Annotated in this window: 10 protein-coding genes; 3 read left to right on the top strand and 7 right to left on the bottom strand. The window is 43.4% G+C overall.

Features of this window, described 5'->3' with window-relative positions:
- Positions 1-286: 286 nt before the first annotated feature.
- Both F6K38_RS24435 and F6K38_RS24430 read right to left on the bottom strand, forming a co-directional pair.
- On the bottom strand, positions 287-721 hold the full coding sequence (locus tag F6K38_RS24435; protein WP_008191647.1) for a response regulator: 435 nt from the start codon (positions 719-721) through the stop codon (positions 287-289).
- 91 nt (positions 722-812) lie between these two features.
- Positions 813-1,940, bottom strand: a complete 1,128-nt coding sequence (locus F6K38_RS24430; RefSeq protein WP_287248291.1) for a sensor histidine kinase — start codon at positions 1,938-1,940, stop codon at positions 813-815.
- A 361-nt stretch (positions 1,941-2,301) separates the two neighbouring features.
- Here F6K38_RS24430 and F6K38_RS24425 point away from each other — a divergent pair, with 361 nt between their 5' ends.
- Together F6K38_RS24425 and F6K38_RS24420 are read left to right on the top strand one after the other, a co-directional pair.
- The gene (locus F6K38_RS24425) at positions 2,302-3,801 is read left to right on the top strand and encodes a sensor histidine kinase (RefSeq protein ID WP_008191640.1); all 1,500 of its coding nucleotides are present in this window, start codon (positions 2,302-2,304) and stop codon (positions 3,799-3,801) included.
- Positions 3,802-3,975: 174 nt separating this feature from the next.
- Complete coding sequence (locus tag F6K38_RS24420) at positions 3,976-4,539, top strand: Uma2 family endonuclease (RefSeq protein WP_008191638.1); 564 nt, start codon at positions 3,976-3,978, stop codon at positions 4,537-4,539.
- 215 nt (positions 4,540-4,754) lie between these two features.
- Here the strand turns inward: F6K38_RS24420 and rbsK are convergent, their stop codons facing one another.
- The 4 genes from rbsK to F6K38_RS24400 form a co-directional block, all read right to left on the bottom strand.
- Positions 4,755-5,684, bottom strand: coding sequence for a ribokinase (gene rbsK / locus F6K38_RS24415; protein ID WP_008191635.1), 930 nt, complete (start codon positions 5,682-5,684; stop codon positions 4,755-4,757).
- 337 nt (positions 5,685-6,021) lie between these two features.
- Positions 6,022-7,113: a phosphotransacetylase family protein gene (locus F6K38_RS24410; protein WP_287357717.1), complete on the bottom strand. Its 1,092-nt coding sequence runs from the start codon at positions 7,111-7,113 to the stop codon at positions 6,022-6,024.
- Between the two features lie 37 nt (positions 7,114-7,150).
- Positions 7,151-7,525 (bottom strand): type IV pilus biogenesis protein EbsA, encoded by a 375-nt coding sequence (gene ebsA, locus F6K38_RS24405; protein ID WP_008191631.1) that lies wholly within the window; start codon positions 7,523-7,525, stop codon positions 7,151-7,153.
- A gap of 234 nt (positions 7,526-7,759) precedes the next feature.
- On the bottom strand, positions 7,760-8,167 hold the full coding sequence (locus F6K38_RS24400) for a thiol-disulfide oxidoreductase DCC family protein (RefSeq protein ID WP_008191629.1): 408 nt from the start codon (positions 8,165-8,167) through the stop codon (positions 7,760-7,762).
- Between the two features lie 1,421 nt (positions 8,168-9,588).
- Here F6K38_RS24400 and F6K38_RS24395 point away from each other — a divergent pair.
- A complete protein-coding gene (locus tag F6K38_RS24395) occupies positions 9,589-11,277 on the top strand; it encodes a potassium channel family protein (protein ID WP_008191625.1) in 1,689 nt (562 codons plus the stop codon).
- Positions 11,278-11,431: 154 nt separating this feature from the next.
- Here the strand turns inward: F6K38_RS24395 and F6K38_RS43550 are convergent, their stop codons facing one another.
- Positions 11,432-11,824, bottom strand: coding sequence for a hypothetical protein (locus F6K38_RS43550; protein ID WP_353736720.1), 393 nt, complete (start codon positions 11,822-11,824; stop codon positions 11,432-11,434).
- Between the last annotated feature and the right edge of the window lie 362 nt (positions 11,825-12,186).

Below are 12,186 nucleotides of genomic sequence, written 5' to 3'. Positions count from 1 at the left end.
CGGGAATCGGGAATCGGGAATCGGGAATCGGGAATCGGGAATCGGGAATCGGGGGAAGACTGTGGGGAGAGGGGAGAGGGAAGAAGGGTAGTTGTACAAAAGTAGCGATTTTAGCTCCCGTTACCTTGACCAGACCGTAGCCAAACCACTAGATCTTTACCACTACCTAGACATGTAAAAATTTTGAATTTTGAATTTTGAATTTTGAATTCCGCTACATCTTTACCACTAGTTAAACATGTAAAAATTTTGAATTTTGAATTTTGAATTTTGAATTCCAGCTAGTTTATGGCGGCGGTAGTTTCACAACACTAAACCAGAAATCTTCTAGGGCTTCGATAATCTTGTCAAATTCTTTTAAGCTAATTGGTTTTTTAAGATAACAGTTAGCTCCCAAGTCATAGCTTTTTACAATATCTTCCTGAGCATCTGAAGTGGTCAGCATCACAACGGGTATTTGCTTGAGGTTATCATCACCTTTGATATGCTGGAGAATCTCTTGTCCATTCATCCCAGGCAGGTTTAGGTCTAGCAAAATTAAGTCAGGTTGCTGGGAATCAGCATACTCCCCCTCTCTGTACAGGTAAGCCAGGGCTTGAGTACCATCCATAACCACATGGAGGTTAATCGCCAGTTTCGCTTTGTTGAGTGCTTTCCTGGTGAGTTCTATATCTCCAGGATCGTCTTCTATTAGCAGAATTTCAGGGAATTTACTGTACATATCATAGTTATTTGAACTTGGGTTATTTGAAATTGGTTATAATATCGTTTATTATTGATTTTTTATCCACAAACCCATGAGTCATATTTGGCTACCAACTCTGATGAATTGGCAGGGTAAAATAGAATCTTGAGCCAACACCAGACTCGGATTCCACCCAAATATTTCCGCCGTGACACTGGACAATTTTCTGACAAATGGCTAAACCAATCCCGGTACCGGGATACTTGCTCCTACCATGTAGCCGTTGGAATATGGAAAAAATTCGTTCAGCATACTTGCTTGGAATACCAATACCATTATCTCGAACCCCTATTAACCATTGGGATTCCTGCAACTGAGCTTCAATGTGAATCTCAGGAGTTGCCTCGGAACGGAATTTGATGCCATTACTGATTAGATTCTGGAACAATTCCACCATGTGTTGAGGATTAGCTGGGATAGTTGGTAGTGGATCATGGGTGATGACAGCATGATTTTCTTTAATGGTAACACTCAAGTTTTCAAGAACCTGCTCAAGCACTTCAGCTATATCTGTGGGTTCAAAGGTCAGTTCAGACCTACCCAAACGGGAGTAGGCGAGCAGATCTTTAATCAGAGTCTGCATCCGGAAGACACCATCAACAATGTAAGCCATGTATTTGTCTGCTTCGCCATCCAATTTCCCCTGGTACTCTTCCACCAGCAATTCTGTGAAACTCTTGACTTTCCGCAGGGGTTCTTGTAAATCGTGGGAAGCCACATAAGCAAACTGTTCCAGTTCTCGGTTAGAATTCTGTAGTTGCTCAATCGACCTTGAAAATTCTGTATTGGTTATGCGATCGCTAATGTTACAGCTATACCCCAACACAAATTCTACTGAACCATGACTGGCCAACTCTGGTACCAGACAGGATTGATAAAACTGTCGCCCATTCTCTGTGATCCACTGGAATTCAATCCTCTTTTCTTGACCTGTGGCAAACACCTTTTCCATCGCTCTATCCCATAAGTGGATAAAGTCTTCTGGCATCTGGAGGTCATGATGGGTTTTGCCGATTAATTCTGACTGGGCTATCCCAAATGCCTGTGACAAGGCCGGATTAGCATAGACATAACGAAATTCCCGGTCAAATACCGCTATACACTCGGGAGAATTTTCGACTAGGGACTCCAAGAGGTCTTCCCGAGAGCTTAGAAATAGTTTTGCTGGTTTGCGATCGCTTTTTTGAAGGCTCATTCTTTTGGCAGACAAGTCGGAGAAGGAACAATCAATCAAACCTTCTGTGTAGAGACGTTGCAGACCAAGTCTCTACAAACAAGAACGATTTAACCGGAGACGATATCAATTTTAGCTTTGACCTCAGTTATTACTCTACACTGGCAGCAACTGGTTCGCTTCTCAGTTGTGCTCAATCCGATCCTACTGGAATTGATAGTAGCCATTACCCATGACCCGATCCTAGATATGATCATTAGTCAACCGGATTTGATCAGGACTTAGGCACCTCATAAATCAAAGGCTGGAATCGGTGTAATTATTTTAATAAACCGGCTTGGCGGCGTAAGTCCTGTTGATCTTTGATGTCTGTTAAATTATCATGTTTCAAACTACTCGCCGACGCCTTGCTCTGTGGTATACTACGGTCACAGCAGTCTTACTGTTACTATTTGCAACTGGTGTCTATCTTTATGTCCGCCACACCCTGATTGAACGGGTTGATGACACCCTCAAACATGTCGTAGAAGTGGTAGAGCGATCACTGGTGATTCAACCTGTGGATGATGGCGAGAGTCCCTACCAATTCAACATTGAAGCCAGTTTTCGAGACAATAGTGATGGGGTAGAAGATGACCACATTGACCTGGAGTGGTTTAGTCCGAAGGGGGATTTGCTGTGGTCAACCTTCTCAGAACCCTTAACTATTCCGTTAAAGGCCAACACCACTAGGGCAACAGTTCATTTATCAGCAGAGCATCTCCTGCGACAGTTAACCCAACCGGTGCAAATCGAGGATTATATCTTGGGTTATTTACGGGTTAGCCACCCATGGTTTGAAGTCACCAAACCCAGCCACCAACTGATATTTGATCTGACTCTAGGTACAGTGGTGATGATTATCTCTACTGGTGCTATTGGTTGGTTACTATCTGGTATGGCTATGAAGCCAGTACGGGAGTCGTACCAACGGCTCAAACAATTCACTGCTGATGCCTCCCACGAACTCAGAAACCCAATTGCGACGATTCAGACTAACGTGCAAGTTGCTCTGGGGGATCCCGATTTAGCATCTGAGTTGCAACGGCACCAACTCGAAGTGATAGAGCGATTAACCCAGCGCTTAGGAAGACTGGTGAATGACCTGCTGTTTTTGGCTCGTGCTGATAGCGGTATGGTAAAACCCCAGTGGCAATTAGTCCACCTGGATGCTTTGCTGATGGAAGTGATCGAGGAGCAACAGCCGATTGCTACAGAAAAACGCATTTCCCTTTACTTGATTGAAATCCCCAATCCCGATCAGGAAAAGAGCACAGAGTTAACAGAGGGAACAAAGGAGACAGAGCAGACAGAGGAAGAGATGGGGGCTGATCAGGTATTTCTGCCACCCTGCCCTAGTAAAGGGTTCCAAAATCCAACATTGGACGAAGATGCCTTTACCCTTGAGGGGGATTGGAATCAATTGGCACGTTTATTTACCAATCTAGTGAATAACGCTGTCCAATACACACCAGCCTCTACCAAAACTCCAGGGGAAGCATTTATTCAAGTGGAATTACAACAGTTAGAACCTCCCAGCAAACGTAGGGCAAGAAACCTGCAATTCCTGCTTCAAGTCAAGGTAACTGATTCCGGTCAAGGCATCTGTGCATCAGCATTACCTCATATTTTTGATCGCTTTTATCGAGCTGATCCAGCCAGACCCTATGATACAGCAAAAGGAGCAGGGCTAGGTTTAGCGATCGCTAAAACAATAGTTGAGAATCACCACGGTCAAATCGAAGTTGAAAGCACTCTCAACCAAGGGACAACCTTTACAGTTACAATACCCGTTTTTAGAAAAAGCAAGGCTGAAAGCCCTGTCGAAAGCGAGCAGGTATGAAAGCAAAAATATTTTGTATAATCATGTGTCTGCCAAAATTGACAATGCGATCGCGTAGCGCTTCCAAAGGAACATCCCTCTGTAGTCAGAGGTAGTTTCGCGCTATAGTTGAAAATAAGCTCAACTAGCTCCAAAACAGGACATAAAAGACATCACTCAATAAGTGAGGTGGTTATGGTTGCTTCTTATCAGGGAGAATACATGACTCCCGAAGCTTATCTAGACTGGGAGGAAAAGCAAGAACTCAACTATGAATACATCGACGGCGAAGTCTATGCTATGACTGGGGGAACTATTCCCCACGGAACCATTGCTCTGAATCTTGCGACTGCCTTAAAAAGCCATCTACGGGGAGGTTCGTGTCGTCCTTTTATCTTTAGTGTCAAAGTGGGTGTATCAGAAAAAGGACCTTTTCACTACCCGGATGTCATGGTAACCTGCGATCAACGAGACAGCAATCGGCTCAAAGTCATTTATCATCCCTGTCTGATTGCGGAAGTACTCTCTCCCTCCACTGAAGCCTTTGACCGAGGTCGCAAATTTGCTAACTATCGCCGCATCAAAACCTTACAAGAATACCTTTTGATTGATACTCAACAGATCACTATCGAGTGCTTCCGGCGCAATCCACAAGGGAAATGGGAACTCAATCCCTACACAGAAGGAGACGAAATTCACTTGACCAGCATTGATTTTAGTTGTCCCATCTCCTTAATTTATGAGGATGTTACTGTATAGTAGTGAGTGCTTAAGGGCTGATTTTTTAGATAAACGTACTACCAAACCTCAATAATTTGCTCAAACTGGATTAATTAGTAATAATATTTAGATCCACAATCAGGATTTACAATACTAGCCAACTCCGGGTAAATGATCTATTACCAATCACTAATATCTAAAAATTAATATCTAATATGTAATATCTAAGACTATCATGCTATCATAGCTAATACCTAATACCTAATACCTACTTCTGTGAGAAAGGCATTGAATGTCTCTTGATCAGGCAAAGAGGGCTGAGCCCCAGCCTTAGTAACAGCAAGCGCCCCAGCTGCAGCTCCCCATACTACCGCTTGCCGCAAGGGTAACCCTTTGGCTATTGCCACAGCCATTGCACCATTAAACGCATCTCCAGCCGCCACAGTATCCACAGCATCAACAGAAAAAGCAGGGACGAAGAACGATTCAGAACCAGTGGCACAGAAAACCCCCTGCTCTCCTAAGGTCACAATCACCGTATCCACACTTCGTTGCAACAGTACTTCCGATGCGTTCTTGGCTGACTCTATGGTATCCACAGGAAAATCCACTAGTACAGAGGCTTCCAACTGATTCGGTGTCATAATATTCACCATGCCATACAGTTCCTCTGGCAACTCCTGAGCTGGTGCTGGGTCAAGAATCACTGGACAACCCACTTTCTGAGCTGCCGCTGCTGCTAAGAGCACCACGGACATGGGAATCTCCAACTGCATCAATAAAACAGCGGCTTCTGGCAACAAACTACTGAGGCGTTCCACATCAGTTTCATTAACATGCCCATTAGCACCAGCCAAGAAAATAATGGTATTCTCCCCAGCCTGATCCACGGAAATCACTGCAATCCCAGAACTGACCCCCTCCTCAACCAAAACGCTATCAGTGTCAACACCCGTTACCCCTAGACTGTGGTGTAGCTGAGTTCCAAAATCATCACTACCGATGCGGGCCACCATTTTAGTGGGGATACCCAACCGTGCCACCGCCACAGCTTGATTAGCCCCTTTCCCACCAGGAGCAGTAAAAAATTCATGGCCTTGTAGTGTTTCACCTGGAACTGGTAACCGGGGAGTTTTGGCTACCAAATCCATATTGATACTACCGAAAACAATAACTGGTTTCATAGTTAACAGAATTACAACTTAGCAAGTTTAAAGTTGAAAAGAGTTACAAGGCAAGCAAGTTGAACGTTGAACGTTGAACGTTTTAACCTTCAACATTATAACCTGACCACCTTCAAGATTAATGGTAACAACAACCATAATTGGTTTCCTATTTAATTTAATAGAGTTACCTTAAACAGAGTTACAATTTGTTGAGTAAGGTTAAAATTGAACGTTTTAAACTTAAAAATGACAACCTTTAACCTGAAAAACTGACAAGTTTAAAACCTGCCAACCTCCCCTAATCTAATCCAAATTGCGAACAACATTATAACCTTTCAACCTTAAAATAATGCATTTATAAATCTGGTTTATATGGTTTCAATTCAAGGAGCTTTATCAACTGCTCAATATCGAAATATTCATTCATCATCTGTTGCATACACTCCACCTTAATTGCTTCATGGAGATGTACTTGACCAAAAGAATTGTCAATAATCTCAACAGTAGTGAGGGTGTCTAAATCAACGGAAAGTACTGGAATTTCAAACTCTTCAGCACGTCTGAGAATAACTGATTGAGGCTGAACTTGACCGGTAAGGATTAAACAGTGGGTTGAGGTTTCTAGAGCAGCCATCTGAAGGTCTGGGCGATCGCCTCCGGTCACCACCGCCATATTAACGCCCTTGCGTAGATACTTCAGAGCAGCATTGACATTCATCGCCCCAATGGTCAAGCTTTCCACCATCAAATCCAAACGGTCAGGGCAGCATAGCACATTAGCTTGCAACTGACGTACCAGTTCCCGAACACTAACACTGCGCAACAGATTATTTCTAGGCATCATTCCCAATACTGGGATTCCTTGCCGTTCCAGAAACGGTTTCAATGTTGTTTTTACCCTTGATAGCTTGTTTTGGGGAATATCATTAATTAAAACTCCCAGTAAGCTTTCTCCCAGACGTTGCTTAGCAAATAACAACGCATCTGCTAGTAAAACCGAGTGAAAACGAGCCACCAACAAGACAGCAGCATCAATTGTCTGAGCAACTTTTGGTAATGATAAGTTAAACAGAGTCCCCGCACTCAAGGTTCCTGCTCCTTCCACCAAAATTACATCACTACTTAGTGGTTGGAGATAGTCTTGAAGAGACTGACGGTAATCTGTTGAGTCTTGTCCTCCCAAGCGTTTTTCAATGGTTTGAGCATCCATAAACAGCAAAGGCGATCGCACCATGTTCTCCGGCAACTTAAGTATCTCAGTGATAAACTGGACATCTTCCTCTATCGTTGACCCTTGATTGCTACTCAAAAAGGTACCCAGTGGTTTACAGTAGGCAATCGTTATCCCTTTTGCTTGCAGTTGATCGGCAATTCCCAGGATCGTTGCTGACTTACCGCTGTAAGCTTCTGTTGACCCAATTAGTAAATACTTAGCGGATTTTGCCACCCCTTATTTACACTCCTATAACTAGAAAACTGGTTGTTTATTCATCAATGCGTAGCAGTTTGCGGTAGAATGCCTTGGAAAAATCCGTTATGCGCGATCGCTTAAAGTTCATAATCACTTCGATTAAGTAATTCACAAACTCAGAATTTTGCATAGTAAGTTCGTAACTGAGATCCGCGTTACCATCAAACTGTAATCGGCAACGAGTTAATTCCGAAGGAAGATTAGATACAAACCAAGTAGCAACGAAGGGAATACTATCACCACCTTCTATGTGGCGACGACCTTCCAAAGACCCTTGTTGGTAGAGGCTAATTGCTATAGGTAAAAGATTCCGTTTATTACCCTGGTAGTAGGGCACATAAATCCCGACAGCTCCTTTGTCGGCAGGCTTAAGTTTTTCGATCGACATGGCTGAATATCACTCAATTGCCGTTGATGGTATTGATGTAACTATTCCTATGGGACAATCTCCGTGATGGAAAACCCATCACGATCAGATGATCAGTCCAGGAAAATAAATATTCTAATACATTACATTGAACTTTCCTATAGGTTAAGCTTATCCCCACAGTTTATAATAGGGGCTTATGTGTTTATAATTAATTGTTAGCTGATAAAAGTTGATTGAGTCTCTAGTCTAGCCTCAACTGGGATTAGCCTTGCAACCTACTGGATAAACCGATTTATACGTAGTAGAACGCTTACCAAACCAACTGTAACGATTATCCCGAATCTGCTCGTAAACCTGATCGCCTACCGACTTCACCCCAGGCATTGCCCGATAAGCGGATACAAAGATATTACCCAATGGCAATAGACGCCCAATCTCTTCAGCGGCATCACTTCCTTGCCATCGGCAATCATCAGAAGAAGCATCGATCAAAATCATACCCATCTCACACTCGAGAGGTGTTACCTGTAATTTGCCGCAAGCTTCTTTATCCTGCATCGGTATGTAATCAAATAGCTTGCCCTGATCCAGATTTTCTAGTAGCTGTACCAGAGTGACACAAAGATTACAATCGCCATCGTAAATAACGTGATATCCCATTCAGCTTCTTTCCTAAATCCTAGTTTATCTGCCCCAAAGTAGCTTATAACCGTATTTAGGACTACTACAGTAGTCCTAAACATTGCGGCTAGTGCCCTGTCAAGTTTGAATTTAAGCTTTCACCAAGCGGTGCGACCCGAAGGCGCGACCAAAGGCCGGGTTCCCCGACCATTGGAAAACGCACAAATAGCGAATTTAATTCGACAACTGTAAGCGCACCGGGCAGGATTTAGGCATGATAGCACGCTTGGATGAAGGGCGCGATCGCACGCTTGGATCAGGTATGAAGACTTTTGAGCTAACACCGTGCCACCTAACATCGTCCCACCATTACCCTCAAAACTAAATTGACAGACTACTAGCTCATAAACATAAATTTTACATTTTGCCAACACAATTACCCACATCAGTATTTGACACTGTAACTAGCTTCCTCAGGTTTTTCGGCAAAATGCAGTAGGGGGAAGTAAACGGTCAAGTTATCTCGGGCAGCGGTGCGACCTGTGGCAAATTAAATTCGACGACTGTAAGCGCACCGGGACGGAATTGCTGGTTTCGGTCGCATAAAAGACAAAATTGAGGCTGATAACTAAATTGAACAGATTATCACAACCATAAACCTAACCTCCCTCACCTATAGTCAGGAGGTCTGATGCAATGATAATACGATGGCGGCAGTTATTGGTTAGAATAGCGATTTGGCTAGCAGCTGAGATCATCCTCAACTTTCTGGGGCTGGACAATCTAGCTGACTACAGCGAGTTCATATACGAGCAGGAGGTTGCCCTATTAAGTCAATACACGCTTCCAGCCATTGAGAGGCTGCCCCATTCCTAGTACACCTTGGTAGATATTTGTAGCCAGTTCCTTTGAAAATGAAGGGATCAGGGGGTGAGGGGGTGAGGGAGTGATCAGCTGTGAGGCATCTACATCTAATTTATAGATCTATATATTTAATTTTATTTTATATATTGAATCGGCAAGGGGGCAGGGAACCAGAGCAGCAGGGCATAGGGTTAATCAGTTTTTCGAGCTTACTCAAAGCTATACAATTTAAATCCGCGACAGCTTAGAACTATATTGATTTTGTGCTTAATAAATCAATATATCATAATGTCTAAGTCCTATTCAACTAATGCCTATTCAAATTACAGGCTTTCCGGCACCCCCATGCCCTTATCCCCCCATCCGTTACATCTGTTAACCCATCCGTTGCCCCATCTCCTGATCACCCTACTGAAATAGGCAAATTAGAGGGTCAGCAGCTTACCGGAATGGCTTAAGCGGGGAGATTTTACCCTTTCTAACTAGCAGCAGTGTCTTCCGCTACATTTCTTTGAGCTATCTTGGATAAGAATTGTAAAAGAACACTTAGCTAGATGCAAAACGACAAAAATTATTTCGGTCAACAAGCTTGACACATGAAACCCCGCATCATTATCTGTGGCTTGGGTCGCACTGGATACAAAATATTCCGCTTACTGAAGCAGCAGGGAGTAGCTGTTGTTGGCATCAGCAACAGAATAATGCCTGGTGACGAAAACAATATTATTATTGGAGACTTGCGGGCTATTTCTACCCTACTTGCAGCTGGACTCGAACATGCCCAAACCCTGGTTCTGGCCTGTAATGACGATGCTCTCAATCTGGCAATCCTGACTCAGGCACGAGTGATTAATCCCCGGATTCGGATCGTTAACCGATTGTTTAATACCAGCCTGGGTACTCGTTTAGATCAGACCCTACCCGATCATGTCAGCATGAGTGTTTCTTCTCTAGCAGCACCGGTATTTGCCTTCGCAGCAATGGGGAATCGAGCCATTGGGCAACTCAAGCTATACAATCAAACCTGGCCGATACACGAAGAAATTATCACCGAAAGCCACCCTTGGATGGGAACACAGTTGAGTGACCTGTGGGATGAGCGATCACGAATGTTGATCTACTACCTACCGATGGACTCGAACTTAGATTTAGTTTCCGCAGTAGCTCAGGGCAAACAGTTACAACCTGGCGATCGCTTAATTATTGGTACTCAGCCTCGGTTTCGTCCTAAACGCCAATCCTGGCTACAGAAACTGCTGAAAGTCTTCACAAACTTACAACAGTTTCAGCATCATGCTCAACCAATGTTAGTAGTGACCCTTTTCCTACTCCTGATAATTTTTACGGCCACATTGACTTATGTGTGTGTCAACTTAGAAACCTCTATTGTTGATGCTCTATATTTTTCTGTGGGTATGATTACCGGTGCTGGTGGTCAAGAAGAAGTAGCAGAAAAGTCCCCGGACACTATTAAGGTATTTACTGCTGTGATGATGTTAGTAGGGGCTGGTGTGATTGGCATTTGCTATGCTCTACTAAACGATTTTGTTTTAGGTACCCGACTCAAACAGTTTTGGGATGCGGCGAGAGTTCCCTACAGAAATCACTATGTTGTATGTGGACTGGGAAATGTAGGAGTCCAAATCCTCTACCAACTTCATGCCCAAGGCCATGAATTGGTGGTGATTGAAAGTAACCCCAACAATCGTTTCCTGAACATTGTTCGTTCTCTAGGTATTGCAGTCATTCACGGAGATGCCAGTTTACCTGCTACACTCACAGCAGCACACATCCAACGAGCAGAAGCCCTTTTAGCAGTTACGAGTGATGATACAGCCAATTTAGAAATTGCTCTAAGTGCCAAAAGTCTAGCTTCTAAATTGTCAGTGGTTGTCCGCAATCAAGACCCCCACTTTTCCCACATGGTACAGCAAGTATTTGAATTTGAAGCAGTATTCTCTCCCACAGAATTAGCCACTCCTTCTTTTGCAGCTGCAGCATTAGGTGGACAAGTGTTAGGCAATGGTATGATTGGTGATACGCTTTGGGTTGCCTTAGCCACTAAGATTACCACCGATCATCCCTTCTGTGGACGCCGTGTTAAAGATGCTGCCAGATCCGCTGACTTTGTGCCACTGTATCTTGAAACGAAGTATCAAACGATTCATGGCTGGGATTTATTGGAAATTAACCTAGCCGCTGGTGATCTTTTGTATCTAACTATGCCAGCAGTTGGTTTAGAGCAATTGTGGCGCACAACACCGCCTCAAATGATGGTGATGTGAGTTAAAAATGGAAGCCATGGGATCTAAATCGAAGCCATGGGATCTAATCTGGAAATTATCGACGATGAAGGATGAATGATAAAACCCTAGCTATAGTCTAAGGTTGATCATTCATCACTCATTATCCATGATTACTCGTGCAGGATTAGGGTAGCTAGAAAATACCGACTAGGACAATGGAAGTGATTAAGAAACCAGCCAATATCAGAAGCATACCAGGTAAGTTTAACCAATGTTTAACTTCCTCTGATTCTTGAGGCCACTCTTTTTGCTGCAGTTGCATTTGCCGAATCACATCGGAAATTGCTTCAGCATCCTTCACATGGTGTAGTGCCTTGGTTTCACCATCAGGGTATTTCACGACAAAGTAAGTGGGAACTTTGATGTGATCCCCTGTAATATCAATCGTATCCACAGCAACCTGCTTCGCTTTTTCCTCAATAGTTTGGGGTTCAGTGGCAATCCTATCCCCTGGGTTAGCTGTTAACTTAACTCCCATTCCCATTGGTGATGCGTAGCTGACCATAGAAACCTCCAGATAGGTCAAAGTCTTTTATCTGGATTTTATTTTACGTAACTTGGAAAACAATTATTCAGCTTAAGAGCGATATTTTATTTATATTATCAATACTTTATATTTTTTAGTAATTTAGTTAAGATTGCAGCGGTTTCCTGTAATCAAATGTAATCTAACAAATGTAATCTAGCAATTTTTTCTTGAAAATCGCCCTGAGTCGGATCGTTCCTGAATCCTGAGTATAGCACTACGCATTCAGATGTTTGACATTCCTAAACTCCGAAACTTAGTCATAGCTTACTTTTAGGTGCGACCCGTGGCGAATTTAATTCGCCGAACGCGCCCCGCGTCTCCTACGGAGAACGGAAAGCGCACCTTTGACTTCTGACTTC

Origin of the sequence: Moorena sp. SIO3B2 (assembly GCF_010692525.1) — a bacterium.
Classification (GTDB): Bacteria; Cyanobacteriota; Cyanobacteriia; order Cyanobacteriales; family Coleofasciculaceae; genus Moorena; species Moorena producens.
Note: the sequence above shows the minus strand (reverse complement) of the source record. Positions and strands in the feature narration are given on the sequence as shown.